General features: G+C 66.9%; 14 protein-coding genes and 4 pseudogenes. 8 read left to right on the top strand and 10 right to left on the bottom strand.

Features of this window, described 5'->3' with window-relative positions; all coding sequences use genetic code 11:
• Window positions 1-33: 33 nt before the first annotated feature.
• The 3 genes and pseudogenes from ACHMW8_RS26795 to rhmD form a co-directional block, all read right to left on the bottom strand.
• Entirely contained in the window at window positions 34-786 is a 753-nt protein-coding gene (locus ACHMW8_RS26795; RefSeq protein WP_395444337.1) for an SDR family NAD(P)-dependent oxidoreductase, read from the bottom strand.
• Window positions 783-1,647 (bottom strand): annotated as a pseudogene (locus ACHMW8_RS26790) (fumarylacetoacetate hydrolase family protein). Before ACHMW8_RS26790 ends, ACHMW8_RS26795 begins: the two are co-directional and overlap by 4 nt.
• A 21-nt stretch (window positions 1,648-1,668) precedes the next feature.
• Window positions 1,669-2,847 (bottom strand): L-rhamnonate dehydratase, encoded by a 1,179-nt coding sequence (gene rhmD / locus ACHMW8_RS26785; protein WP_395444336.1) that lies wholly within the window; start codon window positions 2,845-2,847, stop codon window positions 1,669-1,671.
• Window positions 2,848-3,008: 161 nt separating this feature from the next.
• Here rhmD and ACHMW8_RS26780 point away from each other — a divergent pair.
• The 5 genes and pseudogenes from ACHMW8_RS26780 (at window position 3,009) to ACHMW8_RS26760 (ending at window position 8,952) form a co-directional block, all read left to right on the top strand.
• Window positions 3,009-3,813, top strand: a pseudogene (locus ACHMW8_RS26780) (IclR family transcriptional regulator).
• 34 nt (window positions 3,814-3,847) lie between these two features.
• Window positions 3,848-4,609 (top strand): SDR family NAD(P)-dependent oxidoreductase, encoded by a 762-nt coding sequence (locus ACHMW8_RS26775; RefSeq protein ID WP_395444335.1) that lies wholly within the window; start codon window positions 3,848-3,850, stop codon window positions 4,607-4,609.
• A 2-nt stretch (window positions 4,610-4,611) separates the two neighbouring features.
• Window positions 4,612-5,745 carry an FMN-dependent L-lactate dehydrogenase LldD gene (gene lldD / locus ACHMW8_RS26770; RefSeq protein ID WP_395444334.1) on the top strand — a complete coding sequence of 378 codons (1,134 nt, stop codon included), beginning with the start codon at window positions 4,612-4,614 and terminating at the stop codon, window positions 5,743-5,745.
• Window positions 5,746-5,777: 32 nt separating this feature from the next.
• A complete protein-coding gene (locus tag ACHMW8_RS26765; protein WP_395444333.1) occupies window positions 5,778-8,048 on the top strand; it encodes a hypothetical protein in 2,271 nt (756 codons plus the stop codon).
• Between the two features lie 199 nt (window positions 8,049-8,247).
• Window positions 8,248-8,952 carry a LamG domain-containing protein gene (locus tag ACHMW8_RS26760; RefSeq protein ID WP_395444332.1) on the top strand — a complete coding sequence of 235 codons (705 nt, stop codon included), beginning with the start codon at window positions 8,248-8,250 and terminating at the stop codon, window positions 8,950-8,952.
• A 337-nt stretch (window positions 8,953-9,289) separates the two neighbouring features.
• Here ACHMW8_RS26760 and ACHMW8_RS26755 read toward each other — a convergent pair.
• Together ACHMW8_RS26755 and ACHMW8_RS26750 are read right to left on the bottom strand one after the other, a co-directional pair.
• Window positions 9,290-10,087, bottom strand: a pseudogene (locus ACHMW8_RS26755) (NAD-dependent epimerase/dehydratase family protein); the annotation flags it as partial.
• 15 nt (window positions 10,088-10,102) lie between these two features.
• Complete coding sequence (locus ACHMW8_RS26750) at window positions 10,103-10,480, bottom strand: MarR family winged helix-turn-helix transcriptional regulator (protein ID WP_233586893.1); 378 nt, start codon at window positions 10,478-10,480, stop codon at window positions 10,103-10,105.
• A gap of 245 nt (window positions 10,481-10,725) precedes the next feature.
• On the opposite strand from ACHMW8_RS26750, the gene ACHMW8_RS26745 reads away from it, so the two are divergent.
• On the top strand, window positions 10,726-11,061 hold the full coding sequence (locus tag ACHMW8_RS26745; protein ID WP_395444331.1) for a hypothetical protein: 336 nt from the start codon (window positions 10,726-10,728) through the stop codon (window positions 11,059-11,061).
• Here the strand turns inward: ACHMW8_RS26745 and ACHMW8_RS26740 are convergent.
• The 5 genes and pseudogenes from ACHMW8_RS26740 to ACHMW8_RS26720 all read right to left on the bottom strand — a co-directional run.
• On the bottom strand, window positions 11,027-11,719 hold the full coding sequence (locus tag ACHMW8_RS26740) for an FMN-binding negative transcriptional regulator (RefSeq protein ID WP_395444330.1): 693 nt from the start codon (window positions 11,717-11,719) through the stop codon (window positions 11,027-11,029). The two genes, ACHMW8_RS26745 and ACHMW8_RS26740, sit on opposite strands and share 35 nt — an antisense overlap.
• On the bottom strand, window positions 11,716-12,864 hold the full coding sequence (locus tag ACHMW8_RS26735; protein ID WP_199743555.1) for a cytosine permease: 1,149 nt from the start codon (window positions 12,862-12,864) through the stop codon (window positions 11,716-11,718). Before ACHMW8_RS26735 ends, ACHMW8_RS26740 begins: the two co-directional genes overlap by 4 nt.
• Window positions 12,865-12,992: 128 nt before the next feature.
• Window positions 12,993-14,096 carry a DUF917 domain-containing protein gene (locus ACHMW8_RS26730; RefSeq protein WP_395444329.1) on the bottom strand — a complete coding sequence of 368 codons (1,104 nt, stop codon included), beginning with the start codon at window positions 14,094-14,096 and terminating at the stop codon, window positions 12,993-12,995.
• A complete protein-coding gene (locus ACHMW8_RS26725) occupies window positions 14,086-14,478 on the bottom strand; it encodes a hypothetical protein (protein WP_395446086.1) in 393 nt (130 codons plus the stop codon). The genes ACHMW8_RS26730 and ACHMW8_RS26725 overlap by 11 nt, the downstream gene beginning before the upstream one ends.
• A 178-nt stretch (window positions 14,479-14,656) precedes the next feature.
• Window positions 14,657-15,664, bottom strand: a pseudogene (locus tag ACHMW8_RS26720) (hydantoinase/oxoprolinase N-terminal domain-containing protein); the annotation flags it as partial.
• Between the two features lie 272 nt (window positions 15,665-15,936).
• Between ACHMW8_RS26720 and ACHMW8_RS26715 the strand changes: the two are divergent.
• Together ACHMW8_RS26715 and ACHMW8_RS26710 are read left to right on the top strand one after the other, a co-directional pair.
• Window positions 15,937-18,456, top strand: a complete 2,520-nt coding sequence (locus ACHMW8_RS26715) for an AAA family ATPase (RefSeq protein WP_395444328.1) — start codon at window positions 15,937-15,939, stop codon at window positions 18,454-18,456.
• Window positions 18,395-18,655, top strand: coding sequence for a response regulator transcription factor (locus tag ACHMW8_RS26710; protein ID WP_395444327.1), 261 nt, complete (start codon window positions 18,395-18,397; stop codon window positions 18,653-18,655). Before ACHMW8_RS26715 ends, ACHMW8_RS26710 begins: the two co-directional genes overlap by 62 nt.
• Window positions 18,656-18,865: the final 210 nt, after the last annotated feature.

Raw genomic sequence — 18,865 nt, 5'->3', positions numbered from 1 at the left:
CCTAGGCGCCCGGTTTTCCGGGTCGCTCCGCGATCAGAAGGTTGTCCGGCCGCCTGAGGTGTCGAAGGTGGCGGCGGTGGTGAAGCTGCATTCCTCGCTGGCCATGAAGCAGACCATGGCCGCGCTCTCGTGAACCTCGCCCAGGCGGCCCATAGGGATCTTGCCGCGCATATAGTCGACCTGGCTCTTGGGCAGTTGTTCCAGGATCGGGCTCTCGAAGGTGGCGGGGGTCAGGCTGTTGGCGATGACGCCCTTGGTGGCCAGCTCCTTGCCCAGCGACTTGGTCAGGCCGATCACCCCGGCCTTCGACGCCGAATAGGCGCTGGCGTTGGGGTTGCCTTCCTTGCCGGCCACCGAGGCCACATTGACGATCCGGCCGTAGCCGTTGGCCAGCATGTAGGGCACCGTCTCGCGGCAGCAGTAGAAGATGCCGTTCAGGTTGATGTCGATCACGCGCTTCCAGCTGTCGATCGGGAACTCGTGCACCGGAACGGTGGCGCCGGTGATGCCGGCCGAGGCAACGAGGATGTCGATCTTGCCGAGGGCCGCGTTCGAGGCCTTGGCGGCCGCCGCGACGGCGGCCTGATCGGAGACGTCCAGGGCCACGGTGTGGCTGGCGCCGATTTCGAGGGCGACGGCTTCCAGGTTGGCGGCGTCCAGGTCCCAGAGGGCGACCTTGCCGCCCTCGGCGATGATGCGCGCGGCGACGGCCTTGCCGAGGCCTGACGCTCCGCCGGTGACGATCGCGCGGCGGCCGGAGAAACGATCAGCGTAGATGCCGCTCACTGTACGCCTTCCTGGGTCCAGGCCACGACGATCTGGCGTTGCTCGCCCAGCTTCTCGATGCCGAGACGGATCTCGTCGCCGGCCTTCAGGTAGACCGGCTCGGGCTTCTGGCCCATGCCGACGCCGGGGGGGGTGCCGGTGGTGATGAGATCACCAGGCTCAAGAGTTCATGAACTCGCTGATGTACGAAACGAGCTTGCTGATCGGGAAGATCATGGTCTTGGACGAGCCGTCCTGCTTGCGCTGGCCGTTGACGTCCAGCCACATGCCGAGGTTCTGCGGGTCGCCGACCTCGTCCGAGGTGACCATCCACGGGCCGACCGGGCCGAAGGTGTCGCAACCCTTACCCTTGTCCCAGGTGCCGCCGCGCTCGATCTGGAAGGCGCGCTCGGAGACGTCGTTGATCAGGACGTAGCCGGCCACATGGTCCAGGGCCTCGGCTTCGCTGACATAGCGCGCCCGCGTGCCGATCACGACGCCCAGCTCGACTTCCCAGTCGGTCTTCAGCGAGCCCTTGGGAATCATCACCGGATCGTTGGGGCCGGTCAGGCAGCTGACGGCCTTGGTGAACAGCACCGGCTCTTCGGGGATCGGCAGATTCGACTCGGCGGCGTGGTCGGCGAAGTTCAGGCCCACGGCGATGAACTTGGAAACGCCGTTGACCGGTACGCCATAGCGCGGCGAGCCCTCGACCAGCGGCAACGAGGCCGGGTCGATGGCGGCGAGGGCCTTCAGGCTGGCCGGCGACAGCTGTGCGCCGGTGATGTCGGCGACGTGGCCCGACAGGTCGCGGATCCGGCCCTCGGCGTCGAGCAGGCCGGGTTTTTCGGAGCCCTTGGGGCCGTAGCGAAGCAGTTTCATGGATCTACGCTTTCGAGAGGATCAGCGGGCGTAAGGGCGGTGCAAGCCGACCTCGCGATTGAGTTCGACGCCGAAGCCCGGCGCATCGGAGAGTTTCAGCTTGCCGTTCACCGGCACGGGCTCGCCGATCAGCTGCGGGTGGAACATCGGGACCACCTCGTCGGCTTTCGGGGCCATCATCAGGAACTCGGCGAACGGGCTGTTATGGCGGGTGATGACGAAGTGGTAGCTGTAGACGGAAGAGCCGTGCGGGATGCACAGCACCCCGCGGCTGTCGGCCAGGTTCGAGATCTTGATGATCTCGGTCATGCCGCCGCACCAGCCCACGTCCGGCTGGATGATGTCGCAGCATTCCATCTCCAGCAGCATGCGGAAGCCCCAGCGGGTGGCTTCGTGCTCGCCGGTGGTGACCAGCATGCCCTTGGGGGCGTTCTTTTTCAGGTCGCGATAGCCCCAGTAATCGTCGGGGCTCAGGGCCTCCTCGATCCACTTGAGGCCATATTCGTTGGCCTTGTGGGCCAGCTTGGTGGCGTAGTTGAGGTCCAGCGCCATCCAGCAGTCGAACATCAACCAGAAGTCCTCGCCGCATCGCTCGCGCATGGTCGCCAGCTCTTCGAGGTTCTTGCGCAGGCCCTCCTCGCCCTCGGCCGGGCCGTGGTGCAGGGGCATCTTGCCGCCGATGAAGCCCATCTGCTTGGCCAGGTCCGGGCGCGCGCCCGTGGCGTAGAAAGTCAGCTCATCCCGCACCTTGCCGCCCAGCAGGTGATAGACCGGCTCCTGGCGCAGCTTGCCCAGCAGGTCCCACAAGGCGAGGTCGACGCCGGAGAGGGCGTTCACGACCAGGCCCTTGCGGCCATAATACTGGGTGGAGAAGTACATCTGGTCCCAGATCTTCTCGACCTCGGTCGGGTCGCGGCCTTCCAGGAAGCGGGCCAGATGCTTCTCGACGATATAGGCGGCCGGCTCGCCGCCGGTGGTCACCGCGAAGCCGATCGTGCCGTCGGCGGCCTCGATCTCGACGACCAGCGTGCCCAGCACGTTGATGCCGAAGCTCTGGCGGCTCTGGCGATATTCCGGGTAGCGCGACATCGGCGTGGCGATGTGATCGTCGATCCAGTGGCCGTCACCCTGGTCGTGGTAGTCGGCGCCGCCGCCCCTGACGACATAGGCCCGAACGGCTCGGATCTTCGGAAAACTCATCGGCGTCGACTCCCCGAGGCAGGCTCTAATCTGGCCCGAATGCACGTTAGTCCCATATTTCGGGAAAACCCTGGCTATTCGTTGCCGTGATCTGCAAACTGACGTCCAAAATGAAGGTCCGAAGGAGTGGACTTTCACAATGTGAGAGGTATGTCTAGAGAATGGAACAAGAGGCGTCAATCAAGCGCGGCGATGCGGATGGGGATGGAAAGCCGTCGGGCAGCCAGACCCTTCTGCGCGGCCTGGACGTGATCGAAGCCGTCGCCAACGGTCCCATCGCCCTGACCGAACTGGCCGAGACGCTGGGTCTGACCCGCAGCACCACGCACCGCCTGGCGGCCGCTCTGGTCGATCGTCGGATGCTGACCTTCCGTCCCGCGCGAGGGCTATGCGCTGGGGCCCAAGCTGCTGGAACTGGGTTACGCCGCTCGGGAGCAGATGCACCTGCCGCAGGTCGCGCGCCCGTACCTGGAACAGCTGTCCAACGCGACCAGCGACACCGTCCACCTCGGCGTGCTGGAAGGCGACCTGGCCCTCTATCTGGACAAGGTGCCGGGCCGTCGGCGGGTCGAGATCGGCTCGCGGATCGGCGAGCGCCAGCCGCTGTCGTCGACCGGCCTGGGCAAGGCGCTGATCCTCGACCTTGGCGAAGAGCGCTGGAAGCAACTGTTCACGGCCGAGACCGGTCCGCGCGCGCTCGGCCTGCCGGTCTGGCTGGAGCGCATGCGCGGCTACGCCGCCGCCGGCCGCGCCTTCGACCTTGAAGAGAACGAAGACCAGATCCGCTGCGTCGCCGCGCCCATCCGGGGCGTCGACGGCAAGACGGTGGGCGCCATCAGCCTCTCCAGCGCCGCCCAGTACATGGACGACGCCCGGATGGAGGCGCTGTCTGACGATGTCCGCAACACCGCCGACGCGATCAGCCGCGAACTGGGCTGGAGCGAGCGGTCCGCGCGCAAGAAGTAACGAGTGACGGGCGGACGGCCCGGGAAGGAAACGCATGCTGTTGAAGGACAAGGTCGTGCTGGTCACCGGCGCCTCTGGAGGCATCGGCAAGGCCGCGGCCATCGGCTGCGCCCAGCACGGGGCGGACGTCGCGATCAACTACCACTCGGATGAGGCGGGCGCGGCCGACGCGATCGCTCAGATCGAGGCCCTGGGTCGTCGCGCGATCGCCGTGAAGGGCGACGTGGCCGAGGTGGCTTCCGCGCCCGCCTTCGTCCAGGCGGCGGTCGAGGCGTTCGGCAAGGTCGACGTCTTCGTCAACAATGCGGGCATCTGCCCCTTCCACACCTTTCTCGACATGCCGGCCGAGGTCATGGAGCGCACCATGCGGGTCAACCTGCACGGCGCCTACTACATGGTCCAGGCCGCGGCCAACCAGATGGTCAAGCAGGGCCACGGCGGCGCGATCATAGCCGTCAGCTCGATCAGCGCCCTGGTCGGTGGTGGCATGCAGACGCACTACACCCCGACCAAGGCCGGCGTTAACTCGCTGATGCAGTCGACCGCCATCGCGCTGGGTCCCTACGGCATCCGCTGCAACGCGGTGCTGCCGGGTACGATCGAGACGGCGATCAACAAGGAAGATCTCGCCGACCAGAAGAAGCGCGACTACATGGCCGGGCGCATTCCGCTGGGCCGTCTGGGCGAGCCTGACGACCTGGCCGGGCCGATCGTCTTCCTGGCCTCGGACCTGGCCAAGTACGTCACCGGCGCGGCCCTGCTGGTCGACGGCGGCGCCTTCGTGAACCTGCAGTAGCGATGACCATCGTCTCCTCGACCACGGACTTCCGGGAGGCGGCGCGTCGTCGCCTGCCGAGGTTCCTGTTCGACTATATCGATGGCGGCGCCTATGCCGAGCGGACCCTGGCGCGCAACGTCGCCGATCTCGCCGATCTGTCGCTGCGCCAGCGGGTGCTGAAGGATGTCTCGCGGGTCTCGACCAAGGCGACACTGTTCGGCGTCGAGCAGGCCATGCCCGTGGCCCTGGCGCCGGTCGGCCTGACGGGCATGTACGCCCGTCGCGGCGAATGCCAGGCGGCTCGCGCTGCGGCCAAGAAGGGCGTGCCGTTCTGCCTGTCCACCGTCGGCGTCTGCGACGTCGACGAGGTCGCCAGGGCCTCCAGCGCGCCGATCTGGTTCCAGCTCTATGTGCTGCGCGACCGGGCCTTCATGCGTGACCTGCTGGCCCGCGCGGCGGGAGCCGGCGCCACGACCCTGGTGTTCACGGTCGACATGCCCGTTCCCGGGGCCCGCTATCGCGACGCCCACTCGGGCATGAGCGGTCCCAACGCCGCCGCCCGCCGTATCATGCAGGCGGTGCTCAAGCCCGACTGGGCCTGGGATGTCGGCGTCATGGGCCGTCCCCACACCCTGGGCAATGTGGCGCCGGTGCTGGGCGACAATTCCGGGCTCGAGGACTTCATGGGCTGGCTGGGGGCGAACTTCGATCCGTCCATCCAGTGGAAGGACCTGGAGTGGATCCGCGAGGTCTGGAAGGGCCCGCTGGTCATCAAGGGCGTGCTGGATCCCGAGGACGCCAAGGCCGCCGCCGATATCGGCGCGGACGGCATCGTGGTCTCCAACCATGGCGGGCGACAGCTGGACGGCGTGCTGTCCTCGGCCCGCGCCTTGCCGGCCATCGCCGAGGCGGTAGGCGACCGGCTGACGGTGCTGGCCGACAGCGGCGTGCGCTCGGGCCTCGACGTCGTGCGGATGCTGGCCCTGGGGGCCCAGGGCGTCCTGCTGGGCCGCGCCTGGGTCTACGCCCTGGCCGCTCGCGGCGAGAGCGGCGTAACGCAACTGCTCGACCTCTTCGAGAAGGAAATGCGTGTGGCGATGGCCCTGACGGGGGTCAACAGCGTGGCCGAGATCGACCGCTCGATCCTGGCCTAGAGCCACGCCAACAAGACGATTGGGAGTAACCGATGAAGCGCGTTCTGATGGCCGGCCTCGCGGCCGCGTGCCTTTCCACATCGGCATTCGGCCAGCCGATCGACCGCCGCGCCCTTGTCAGCCGCCATGACGTCAAGCTGACCGCCGTCGATCCGTCGTCGCCGCTGATGGTCGGCAACGGCCAGATCGGCTTCACCGCCGACATCACCGGTCTTCAGACGTTCCCCGAGGCCTACAGCAAGATCGCGCCGCTGCTGACCGAAGCCCAGTGGGCCTGGCACGCCTTTCCCAATCCAAACCACTACACCTATGCCGACGGGACCGTTCCGATCGACGTGCGCGGGACGAAGCAGCCCTACGCCTACATGGCCGACTGGAACGAGGGCGAGAAGCGGCCGGCCCTGCTGTGGCTTCGCGAGAACCCGCACCGCTTCTCGCTGGGCCGCGTGGCGCTGGACCTGCGCGACAAGGCCGGCAAGCCCGCCAAGTTCGAGGACCTGAAGCAGACCGAGCAGACGCTGGACCTGTGGACCGGCGTGCTGACCAGCCGCTTCACCTATGACGGCGAGGCCGTGACGGTCCGCACGCGGGTCCACCCGAGGCTCGACATGATCGTGGTCGATATCGACTCCGCGCTGGTCGAGCAGGGCCGCCTGAAGCTGTCGGTGAAGTTCCCCGGCGTCTCCAGGAATCTCAATCCGGATCCCTCCGACTGGGATCACCCCGAACTGCACATCACCAAGGTGACCGGGGAAGGGACGGCCCGCCTCGACGTCTCGCGCCAGCTGGACGAGACCCGCTATGTCGCCGCCCTGCAGGCTGATCGCGCGGTCGACTTCACCGCCTCGGGTCCGCATGCCTTCGTCGTCGCGCCCAGGGCCAAGGGGCGGACGCTGGGGCTGGAGGTGGCCTTCTCACGCGCGCCACTGCCCAAGCAACTGCCGACCGTCACCGTCGCCGACCAGGCCACGCGGGCGCACTGGAAGTCCTATTGGACGCGGGGCGCGGCCGTCGACTTCTCGGGCAGCACCGACCCGCGCGCGGCCGAGCTGGAGCGCCGCGTGGTGCTGTCGCAGTACCTGATGGCGTTGAACGGCGCCGGCGAGGTCCCGCCGCAGGAGGAGGGACTGTTCTCCAACAGCTGGAACGGCAAGTTCCATCTCGAGATGCACGCCTGGCACGCGGGCCACTTCGCGCTCTGGAACAAGCCCGAGTACCTGGAGCGCAGCCTGCCCTGGTACATTGGACATCTGAAGGACGCCAAGGCTCGCGCGGCCAGCCACGGCCTGAAGGGCGCCTGGTGGCCGAAGATGGTCGGGCCCGACGGCGTCGACAGTCCCAGCAAGGTCTCGCCGTTCATCATGTGGCAGCAGCCGCATCCGATCTGGATGTCCGAGCTGATCTGGCGCGACAAACCGACCAAGGCGACCCTGGCCAAGTACGGCCAACTGGTTTCCGAGACCGCCGACCTGCTGGCCAGTTTCCCGCACAAGGACGACAAGGGCCGCTTCATCCTGGGACCGCCGATCATCCCGGTGCAGGAGAACTATGACCCACTGACCACCTTCAACCCGGCCTTCGAGCTGGAATATTACCGCTGGGGGCTGGAGACGGCTCAAGCGTGGCGGACCCGCGCCGGCCTGAAGCGCAAGCCCGAGTGGGACGCGGTTATCAGGGGTCTGGCTCCGCTGGCGACGAAGGACGGCCTCTACCTGCCGGCCGAGTCCGCGCCCGACTTCTGGGACGTGGCCAAGAGCGCCGCGTGCTCCAACCACGCCGTCGATCCCAAATGCATGAACCGCGACCACCCCTCGTTCCTGATGGCCTATGGCCTGATCCCCGGGAAGGCCGATCCGGAGACCATGCGGCGCACCCTGCAGGCCGTGGAGACCGACTGGGATCTGCGGCAGACCTGGGGCTGGGACTATCCGATGGCGGCCATGACCGCCGCGCGCCTGGGCGAACCGGACAAGGCCGTCGACTGGCTGTTCTACGACGCCAAGAACAACAAGTTCGGCGTCTCGGGGATGACGCCCCGCGTGCACCAGGACGAACACGCTCAAGTCGTCGTGCCCACGACCGTGGCGTCGGGCGGTCAGATCGCGCCGGCGGGCGAGGCGATGGGACCGGACGGCCCAGGCTATCGCCGCGCGGCCGAGACCTATTTCCCGTCGAACGGCTCGCTGCTGGCGGCCGTGGCGATGATGGCGGGCGGCTGGGACGGCTCGAAAGGACCGACCCCTGGCTTTCCCAAGGATGGGAAGTGGACGGTCAAGGCCGAGGGCTTCAAGCCGTTGCCTTAATAGCTTTTGTCATCAAGTCAGTGCGAGGCTTTCAGGGATTGTCTGCTGGGCGTTGGGGGCTGGCCGGCCCCGGATCTGCGCCCGTCGCCGCGACCATTTCCGCGATCGGGTTAAACGCCCGTCGTTTCGCTTTCCGAGCAGCGGACCTATACGGTCCGGAAGCTGGCATCGGGCTGGATGGGGTTTGAGGAGCAGAGTGATGGGCGTTTTGCGACGACGCGAAGTCCTGGTCGGCGGCGGCGCCCTCGCCGGCGGTCTATGGGCTGGCGGCGCGAAGGCGATGACCCGGCGGCCCGGCCCGATCCGTTGGGTCTTCGACCGCCTCTCCAACATCGGCGGCGTCGACACCATGGTCGAGGGCGATCCGATCCTGGTCGACAGTCCTTATGGCAAGGCTGTCCAGTTCGACGGCGTCGACGATCGTCTGGTCATCGCCAAGCATCCGCTGGCCGGCATGGGCGAGTTCACCTTCGAGGCTCTGTTCCGCCCCGATGGCGGGGCTTTCGCCCAGCGCTGGTTCCACCTCAATGAAGAGGATTCGACGCCCGGCGCGCCGCCTTCGGTGACGCGCATCCTGTTCGAGATCCGGGTCAAGGACGGCGCCTGGAGCCTGGACGCCTTCGCCACGGGGCAGGGCTACAAGCAGACCCTGCTGTTCCTGGACAAGACCTATCCGATCGGCCCCTGGTACTGGGTCGCCCAGAGCTACGACGGCAAGACCTACCGGTCGTTCGTCAACGGCGAACTGCAGGGCGAGGCCGACATCGCCTTCGCCCCCCAAGGCCCGGGGCGCAGCTCGATCGGCGCCCGCATGAACAAGGTCGACTACTTCAAGGGCGCCATCCGAGAGGCCCGCTTCGCGCCCCGCGCCCTGGCGCCGGAGGCGCTGCAAAAGACGCGCTGACGAGCGCCCGATCGCCGCACGGGCCTAGAGACGCGCGCCGAACTCCTAGGCGTGCGCTCGCACGCGCGCGCATCACGCTCAGCGTACGCCGCGCGGGTTTCCGGCGTAGAGGCCCATGAGGATGAAGCGCCGCAGATGGGCAGGGCTCCGGACGCCGACGCCCAGGTCGCCGCAGTACGCCAAGGCATCGGGATGACTAGACTGCTCATTGAATTCATGTCCCTGAGGCGCGCCGGCCATGCACCGCTACTACGGGACTGTCCGCGTCGGACGACTGACGCGCGGCCGCGGACTTGGCCATGCCTCAAGCGTAGGCCAGCTTCTAAGCGCGTTTCTCTTAGAGCCTGGCCTCCCGCGCCGCCTGATAGACCGTCTGGATCTTCGGCTTGAAGCCAAGGCTGCGCGCGAGCGAGGTATCGACGTGCAGGAACCAGGGGTCTTGGGTCGGCTCGGCTGACGGCTTCATCGTCCCGCCCGCGAGCCCGACCAACTCGTAGATAGAAAGAGGCGCGTCGTCGGCGATGTTGACGATGCGCCCGTCGAACGCGCCGGCGAGCGCCATCTCCATCGCCGTGGCGATATCGCGATGATGTATCGTGCTCATGCGATGCGCGGGATGGAAGCCGAAGGCCTCAACATGACGCGGCAGCATCTCCAGATGGCCGTCGGCGTCGCCATAGACGAAGGGAAAGCGGGTGATCGACCAGTTCAGCCCGCTCCGCCGCAACGCCTCTTCAGCCGCGACCTTGCTAGCCGGATAAGCCTGCTCGGGCTGGACGGCGTCGCCCTCGCGCGCCGGGCGAGCGCCCTGGCGATCATAGACGTTGCTGGTGCTCGCCAGGATGAAGCGCGCCGTGTCGGCATGCGCCTGCGCCGCCGCGATCAGATTTTGCGTCCCCTCCAGATTGCTTTTCCAGATCAGGTCGACGTCTTGGGTGCGGAACACCGCCGCCAAATGGACGATCGCCTCCATGCCGTCGACCGCCTTGGCCAGCGACGCCGGATCGAAGAGATCGCCTTCCGCCGCGACAACGCCGCTCGGAACCTTGCCGCCCTTGCGGACCAGGGCATGGCATTCCATCCCGGCCGCCACCAGGCGCGGCGCCAGGCGTTCGCCGACGAGCCCGGTCGCGCCGGTAACGAGAAATCTTCATGCCTTTACGCCCTTCAATTGCTGCTGGAGACGCTCGGTCGCCTGTCTGAGCACCCGGGCCGCGATCTCGATATCGCTCTTGGAAAGGCCGTCGAACGCGACGTCCTGGATGAAGCCCAGATCAGGCAGTTCGTCCCAGAGGGCTCGGCCCGCTGGTGTCAAAAAAAGCTGCTTCTGGCGCATATCGGCCGCATCGGCGACCTGCTCCACCAAGCCCTTTCGAACCAGCGACGCGATGACGATGCTCAAAGTCGCGCGCTCGATCTCCAGCAGACGCACAAGATCGCGCTGCATCGTCGGGCCGACCTCGGCGAGCTGATGCAAGACGTACCATTGCGTCGCGCCCAGGCCATGCGGCCGTAGCGCGCTGTCCATCACCGATCTCCCCGTCAGATAGCAGCGCTTTGCCCATGCGCCGACCGAGGCATATCGCGCGTGTTCGTTTTTGTTAGCCATCTAACAAAAATGTTAGCCTGCAAACAAAATGTCAAGAGCCGAACGCCATTCGCCTTGTCCGTGCGCCAAGCGGGATTGCCTCGACACCATCGCTTTAACTCCAAGGCCAGCCGCGCGATCGGCGTGCGGCCGTCGGCGCGCAGCAGGCCGAGGAGTGGGGGGGCGTGGAATACGCGCCCCAGACCCGCATCGAGGGCGAAATCCAGCAGATGGAGCCCGACTTTCCGGTGACGGAGCTTTGGGCTCTGCTGACCGGCGTCGGGCCAGGTCGCACCGATCATGGCCAGGTCACCATCGTCGATTCCGTGGGCTTCGCCCTCGAGGACTTCGCGGCCTTGGGCTGTCTGCGGGACAAGAGCGAGGCGCTGGGTCTTGGACGTCCAGGGCTGATCACCGAGACCGGGGATCCGCGGGATCTCTTCGTCGCCCTGGCCGTCGAGCCGAGAGAGGCGCTGACGAGATCGCCTAGCCTCCGGTTCGAGGCGATGAAAGCCGGATAACCGGGGCGACACCTGATCGGAGGCGGAGAGGGCGCGGCCAAGGGCTTCGCGGACTCGAGAGTCGCGCCCGGTTGAGTCTGCGCATCCACCGCCGCAACCCCGGATCGGGATGGTTGTCGAGGATGGCGCGAAGCGTCTCGATGGTTTCGTCCTGCCCGAGCTTGAACTTGCCGCGAACGGTGTCGACGCGTAGGCGAAAGCCGATGATCTGGTCCAGCAAGCGAGTGTAGCGGGGACCAAGTTCGCCTGCTCGCCAGGGCGCGGCCCGGTCATGCTCGACGGCCTGGATCAACATGTCGAGCGCCTCGCCCGTGCGCTCCGGCTCCAAGGTGATTTCTCCGCGCACGGTCAACTGGGCGTAGTTCCAGGTCGGGGCCCAGTCGCGCCGTCCGGCATGCTCGGGCGAGACGTAGCCTTCCGGGCCTCTGAACATCAGCGTGGCGCTAGGATCGGCGGCCAGAGCCGCGCCCAACGGGTTGGAGCGCGCGAAGTGCCCGACCACTTCGGTCAGCCGCCCGGCCGCGTCATGGACGCCCACCAGCGGCAACAGGGCTCCGTCATCCTCATCGGCGCCGCGCGCCACGACCCAAGCGAGGGGATATTCGGCGATCAACGCGCGGACGTCCCCGTCGTCGAACCGTTGGAAGGGACTGATCACGTGATCGACAGACCGCGCCTGGCCCGCAGCCATAGGATCAGTCCATAGGCGAGGCTGGCGACGAGGGTCGCATCCAGCGCCGGTACGGTCGTCAGGGTCCAGCCCTTATAGGCGGCCAGCACCGCCACCAGGATCGATCCTGCCCAAGTCCCCAGGGCGGCCCAGCGCACCGACGCCAGCACACGGATCGACTCTGTCGTATCGACGCCGCGAAAGGTCGCAAGGGCATCGATCACATAGATCGCTGCGATCGGCGGAATGATCAGGCCGAGGAACAGGACAAAGGGGACGAAGAGATCCAGTATGCCCATCAAGGCAAGAACGGTCCCGATCACGCCGCCGGCGAGGATGAGCAGCCATTGGCGGACGGCGGGAAAGGTCGTGCCCAGCGACAGGCTGGCGGAATAGAGATTGAGCGAGTTCACGGTCCAGGTCGGCAGAACCAACAGGAACAGCACTGGTGTTCCCAGGCCCAGCGCCACGACCAGCTTCATGAAGCTGGTCTCGTGGGTCGCCAACGCCGGCAGGGCCGCCGCGACCATCATCAGCGGCGTGGCGATCGGATAAGAGAAGATCATGCCGGCCACCGCGCCGGCCCGTGTGCGGATGAACCGGGCCAGGTCCGGCATGGTGGCCACGGCCAGCATATAGGCCCCGATCAGGGCGGACACGGCGACTCCGAACCGCATCGGCTCAGGCGGATTGGCGGAGGGCTGCACGACGAAGCCGTGCTGACGCACGGCCAGGACCGCCACCGCGATCAGGATCGCGGCGAGGACCGGCACGCAGACCAGGGCCAGCCGGTCGAGCGCGCGAAAGCCGATGATCGTCGAGCCGGTCATCAGCACGCCGCCGAGGATCACGAACAGCGGGAAGTTTCCCGTCAGGCCGTTGGCCTGGGCGGCCATCATCATCGCTTCGCCGAAAAAGGCGGCGTTCACCCCGAACCAGCAGAAATGGATCAGGGCGATGACGGTGTTGATCACCGCCGCGCCGTGTCGGCCGAAGGACCGCTGGACCAGGACATAGGTGGAAAGCCGTGTTCGGACGCTGACCAGAGCGGTCATGCAACCGCCCAAGCACAGGATCAGACCGGCCAGGAACGCCGCGGCCACGGCCTGGCTAAGCCCCAGGGCGAGACTCATGTTCGCGCCATTCAGAAAGTCGGGAAGGCCGATGGAGAAGCTGGCCACGATCAGGGCGACGCGCCACCCCGGTATCGTCAGGTGAGGCGCAACAGGTGCGGTAGGGGCGTCGTCGCTGACCTGAGGCGTCACAGGTCATCCCATGCGTTGAGTTGCTCGATCGGACGGTAGTCTTCGGCGAATCCGAAGGCGGCGGGACCCACGAAGGTCAGTGCGCGAGCCTCGCGCAGCATGGGCGGGGCGGCCGAGCCGACCACCTTCACCCTTTGCCCGTATTTCAGCCGCTCGGTGGTGATGCTGTCGGCGGTCTCGCGATCCATGACCGTGATGAGATCGGGCACCATGGCGACCACCTCGCCATCGCGGCGTGCGATCAGATTTTCGTTCTGGAATTCAATATCCATGCGGCTTTGGCCATCGAAGCTCTCGATCGCCAGTCGACCGATCGAAAAGCCGCCGCGCGTCTCGCGCTCCAGATCGACGATCTTGCCGTCGAAAAGCACGCCAGCATGGGGATAGAGGCCTGACCCGCGCAGCGCCGCGCACAAGGCGACGAACGGGTCGTCTCCGCGCGCGCGGGCCTCGCGGATGGCCGCCCCGATGGCGATGGCGGTCGAAAGGCTGCCGCCGATGGCGTGGTCCTTCGCTTGGCGACCGGTGAGGGGGTATTCGACCATGTGGGCGATGCCCCCCAAGGCCACCGAGAGCGCGCGCGCGACCCGCTCGTGGGTAAGATCGTCATCGGTCTCGATCACGGTCAGCGCGCCGCAGGCTGCGGTCAGGACCGATGGGCAGGCCGACAGTCCCCGGATGTTGAAGATCGCCATCTGGGACTCGGGGAAGGCCCGTCCCATGCCGTCGCAGTCCACCACGGGCACGTCGAGTTGCGCGGCGGCGAACAGCGGAGCCAGGCCGTTGCCGCCGCCGATCTCTATGGGCATCACCGCATCGATCGGGCGTCCGAAGATCTGCTCCAGGCGGCGCAGACCGGCGATGGCTTCGCGCCCGCTGGGCAACTTCTCCACCGAAACCGTCGGCGCGCCTATCCAGCCGCAGGGAACGACCAGGGCGTCGTCGGCCAAGGCGTCCAGGGCGATCATCTCGACGGCCCCGCGCCGCGCCAGCTCGGCCTCTCCCAGGAGCTGGCCATAATAGGGATCTCCGCCGCCGCCTGATCCCAGGAAGGCGGCGCCGAGCGCCAGGTCGGCGAGGGCCGTCCGATCAATAAGCATGGCGCGTCCCGCTTTCGGCGATGGGCGCGACCGGCGCGCGACCGCCGACCAGATCGCCGACCGCCCTGACCCTGACCTGCGCCGCTCGGCCGGGCAGATAACTCAAATACACTTCGTCCACCTCCACCACGTGAGCGCTGGCGGCGTCGCCGCCTGCGGCGACGACACGGCCGCACGCTTCGTCTCGCATCGCTTGCAGGGCGTCGGCGCGCGCGACCTTGGCGTAGTCGATGATGTGGTCCACCTGCGCGCCGACCTGCGCGATGGCCGCGCCGACCGCGTTGGCGACCCCGGCGTGCGGCGGGCGAATGACCCGGGCGGCGCCCTTCAGCGCGTCGGGGATCAGGAAAGGCGCCGCCGCCCACCGCCAGGATCGTCGCATCGCCTCGGGTCGTCTTCATCCGATCCACGCCGTCCTCAAGGATGGTCTGAAAGCGAGTCCAGATCGCCGCCCGCACCTGCGGGCTCAGGGGCGGAAGCCGGGATGGGTCGCCAAACCGCACATGGCCCTGCGCCGCCGCCACGTCGCTCGCCGTCAAGGTCGCGCCGCCGAACAGCATGCCCTCCTCGGTGATGCGGAAGCCGACCGAGCCGGGACCGACCCGGAAGCTGTCCGCGCCAAGGTCGTCCGCGTCATACAGTTCGGGGGCGAGGTGAATGCGCGTGCCGCCGCCCAGGCCTATGGCGAGGATGTCCGGCATCCGGAAATTGGTCCTGACGCCGCCGATGTCCACGGCTATTGAGGATTCTCTTGGAAAGCCGTTGCTCAACACCCCGATGTCGGTCGTGGTGCCGCCCACGTCCATGACAATGGCGTCCTTCACGCCGGTCAGAAAGGCCGCGCCGCGCATGCTGTTGGTCGGCCCCGACCCGATGGTCAGCACGGGCGTGGCGGCCGCCTGCGTCGCCGAGATCAAGGTGCCGTCGTTCTGGGAAATATAGAGTGGAGCCTCGACGCCGATCGCATGCAGCGCCTGCTCGAGGGAGGCGATCACCGCGGCCGCCAGAGTGGTCAGGGCGGCGTTGAGGATCGTCGCATTCTCACGCTCGATGAAGCCGAGTCGGCCGAGGGTGTGGGACAGGCTGACGGAGGCTCGGGGATGCTCCCGCCGCACGATCGCGGCCGCGCGTTCCTCCATGTCGGCGTTGATCGGCGCGAATGCACTGCAGATGGCGATGGCGTCGACGCCCCTACCTCGCAGATCGCGCGCGGCTTGGCGTACGGCGTCAGCGTCCAGCGCCGATATCTCCCGGCCGTCGAGCTCATACCCGCCGCGCAGCAGATAGACATGCCGGCCGACGCATGCGGCGAGGTCCTCGGGCCAACCGGTCATCGGCGGCAGCGCCTCGCCGGATGGACTGGCCAACCGCAGGACGCCGACCTTGTCCAGCCTGTTGCGCTCGACCAGGGCGTTGGCGAAGTGGGTGGTGCCGATCATCACCGAAGAGATGGCCTGGGCCTGCACGCCTGCCTGGGTCAGGACTGCGTCGATCGCCGCGGCGACGCCAAGGCTCACCTCCGCGGTGGTCGGTTGCTTGGTCCAGGCCACGACCTCGTGGCCGCGCATGAGCACAGCGTCGGTGTTCGTACCGCCGACATCGACACCAATCCGCACCGGTTCGCACCCCGCCACCGTCTCAAGAAGAGTGGCAGGGTAGGAGGCTGGCCGCTGGGCGCAACGCATCAAACGGGTGACCGAGGGCGCCGAACGGGTAAGCCTCGCAGCCCGACGGGTAAACGGTTGGACGCGCTTGAGCAGCCTGCGGCGATCTCCTAGGGTCGACTGGCCAGCTGCTGGGCTTGGTTGAAAGCGCATCCAGTGAACGGCGGGATTTGTCGGTGCATGATCTGATCTATACTAGGGTTGCGCCGCCGACGTGGGTGGGCGCTCAGATCCGACGCGATCTATTGCTCGCACGTCTGGACGAAGCCCTGAGCCGGCGACTGACGGTCATTCATGCGCCCGCGGGTTACGGCAAAACCAGTCTGCTCGCCCAATGGCGCGGTCGCCTCGAAGGCCAAGCCGTCCTGGTGGCCTGGCTCACCCTGGAGCGCGATGACGCCGATCTCGCGCGCTTGGCCCAATATATCGCGCTCGCCATCGATGGCGCTGAGCATGCCCATAGCGCCGAGGAGGGCTTGGCCGAAGGCGGCGAGCGGATGTCTTCGGATCTACCGTCTCGCGCGGCCCTTTCGGCCATCGTCAACCGGCTCGCTCGAGAGCCGCGTCCTGTGGTGCTGATCCTGGACGATCTCCATCGCGCTGAAGGCGCGGCGGTGACTGAATTTCTCACCGCGCTGATCCGTCTGGCGCCCGCCAACTGCCATTTCGTTGTCGCCTCGCGAGACTATCCCTGGCTTGGCCAATCGATCCTGGCGGCGGCCGAGCAGGTGCTCGAGCTGCTCGCTGACGACCTGAAGTTTTCAGCCCCTGAGGCCGAGGCGATGTTGGCGCGGGCCGGCGGTGTGTTCGGGGACGACGATGTCCAAAGCCTCGTAGAACGCACGGAAGGTTGGCCGATCGCCCTTCAGCTCGCCTCCCTGTCGCTCAAGCGCGGCGCCGACCAAAGGCAGTTGGTGTCGCGCTTCAGCGGTCCCAGCTCCGAGCTTGCCCGCTATTTGTCCGAACAGGTGCTGGCGACCCTGCCCGATGAGATGCGGCAGATCGTGATCCGAACCGCCCTGGTTGACCGGCTGAATGGCGAGGTGGTGAACCTTCTATGCGATCGCGATGACGGATGGCTGATCCTGGAACGTCTGGAGCAGCAAGGTCTCTTCCTCACGCCCCTGTCGTCAGATCGCAAGGTCTATCGCTACCACCAGTTGTTCGCCGAATATCTTCGCGAGCATCTGGCGCGCGGCGACATCGGTCAGTTTCGTTCGCTTCAGAGGCGCGCGGCGCGATGGTTTGCAAGACGCGGGGAGGTGGCGGAAGCCGTCGATCACGCCATTCTTGCCAATGACGATGGTATCCTCACGGATATCATCGAAGAGGCGGGCGGCTGGCGGCTGATCCCACAAGGAATGCAGCCGATCCTCGAACGCGGACTTCAAAAGCTGCGCGAGGCGATCATCGTGGGGCGGCCGCGGCTGTTGCTGGCCCGTGTCTATCTGGCCATCAAGCAAGGCGGGGTGGCCAGGGCCCGGACAGACTACGATCGCTTCCTCGTCGCGGCCGCTGGCGTTGACCTGTCGGCGGATCTGTGGACGGAAATCCGCGTCGTCGGCGACACTCTGGCCGACTATGAGAATGTTCCCGTCTCGCTGGACGACCTGCTCGACCGTGAGGCGCTGCTTCGCGCTCTTCCGGCGGACGACCATCTCGTGCTGGCCAATTTCACCGAGACCCTGGGGGCGAAGTATCTCGAGGGCGGCTGGCTCGAACGCGCCCTGGAGCCGACCCTGGCCGCCCGGGACCACTATCAGGCGCTGGGATCGCTCTACAGCGATCTGTTCACGCGTTTCCTGGAGGCGCGCATCAAGCGCGCCCAGGGCCGGCACGAGGACGCCGTCGCCATCCTGGCGGCCGCGCGGCTGCAGATCACGAGTAGCTTTGGCGAGCGATCAGATCTGGCGGCCAACTGCGCGGCTTTCGAGGCCGAGTTGCTCTACGAGCAAGACCGCCGCGCCGAGGCCCGCAGTTTGCTCGATTGGGCGCTGACGCATATGGAGCAGTCGGACGGGTGGGTGGACGTCTACGCCGCGGCCTATTTCACCGCTGCGCGCGCCGCGGCCGCTGACGGCGCGATGGAAGAGGCCTATGCGACCCTGGCGCGGGCCCGCCGCGTCGCCGATCACCGCAGCTTGCGCCAATTGGCGATGCTGGCTGACCTCTGTCAGCTTGACCTGCTCGTCCAGTACGGCCCCGACGCGAATGCCGCCCGCGCCTACGCCGCCCAGATCGGCCTGGACGCGCTGGCCGACGAAATGGCGCAGGAGTCGCCGGTTTACCGGCCCGTCGCCTGCGCGGCGGCTCTTTGCCGGGTAAAGCTGTCGCTGTTGGACGGCGACCACGCTCGGGCTATCGCCGAACTGCGCGCGCTCCGCCGTTGGGCCAGCCGGCATGGGGCCGGGCGGCTTTTGATCGACGTCAACATTCTGCTGGCCTATGGCTTGCGCTGTTCATCCGAAACCGCCGCGAGCCAGGCCAGCTTTGACGAAGCCGTGGGCATCGCCATGTTCCAAGGCCTCTTGCGCCCGTTCATTGACGCGCGCGGCTTCGTCGAGCCGTTCCTGGGCGGCGGCGACGAGTTCCGCCGCTTCGGGAGACCGGTTCCGCGGGCGCTTCCTCAAGGCCTTGTCCAAGGCCTTCGCCACTCGCTCCGCGCTCGGCGAACCGGACGGCCTCAACGACGCTGAGGCCACCATTCTTCGCCATCTGGGTCAGGGTATTTCCAATAAGGAAATCGCGCGATTGATCGGCATGTCGCCAGACACGGTCAAATACCGCCTCAAGTCGATCTTCCGAAAGATCGACGTGACCACTCGCCGCGACGCTGTGCGCGTATCGCGTGAACGCGGATTGCTGATCCCTGTCGAAGGTCCGTCTAAGCTCTAGCACTGGACGGGACGGGCGAGGACGGACGTGAGGCGGTCCGGTTCGCTACGGGCGAGGACCGACGCGCTTACCCGTTGTCACTCCCTCCTTACCCTGAAAATCACAAGGCCCCTCGCGAGGGCTGCTGTTGAATGCTGATGGGCGGCCAAGCACAGGGTGTCTCAACACCTGGGCGGGGGTCTCGGCGACATCTTAGGAAGGGGGTTACTT

Origin of the sequence: Caulobacter sp. UC70_42 (assembly GCF_044056025.1) — a bacterium.
Taxonomy (GTDB): Bacteria; Pseudomonadota; Alphaproteobacteria; order Caulobacterales; family Caulobacteraceae; genus Caulobacter.
Note: the sequence above shows the minus strand (reverse complement) of the source record. Positions and strands in the feature narration are given on the sequence as shown.

Coding starts and splice junctions, on each gene's coding strand:
- ACHMW8_RS26730 (WP_395444329.1), bottom strand. CDS start 14,096: ATGCTTATTGATCGGACGGCCCTCGCCGACCTGGCGCTCGGCGCCGCC.
- lldD (WP_395444334.1), top strand. CDS start 4,612: ATGACCATCGTCTCCTCGACCACGGACTTCCGGGAGGCGGCGCGTCGT.
- rhmD (WP_395444336.1), bottom strand. CDS start 2,847: ATGAGTTTTCCGAAGATCCGAGCCGTTCGGGCCTATGTCGTCAGGGGC.
- ACHMW8_RS26760 (WP_395444332.1), top strand. CDS start 8,248: ATGGGCGTTTTGCGACGACGCGAAGTCCTGGTCGGCGGCGGCGCCCTC.
- ACHMW8_RS26735 (WP_199743555.1), bottom strand. CDS start 12,864: ATGAGTCTCGCCCTGGGGCTTAGCCAGGCCGTGGCCGCGGCGTTCCTG.
- ACHMW8_RS26775 (WP_395444335.1), top strand. CDS start 3,848: ATGCTGTTGAAGGACAAGGTCGTGCTGGTCACCGGCGCCTCTGGAGGC.
- ACHMW8_RS26765 (WP_395444333.1), top strand. CDS start 5,778: ATGAAGCGCGTTCTGATGGCCGGCCTCGCGGCCGCGTGCCTTTCCACA.
- ACHMW8_RS26750 (WP_233586893.1), bottom strand. CDS start 10,480: ATGGACAGCGCGCTACGGCCGCATGGCCTGGGCGCGACGCAATGGTAC.
- ACHMW8_RS26725 (WP_395446086.1), bottom strand. CDS start 14,478: ATGCGACGATCCTGGCGGTGGGCGGCGGCGCCTTTCCTGATCCCCGAC.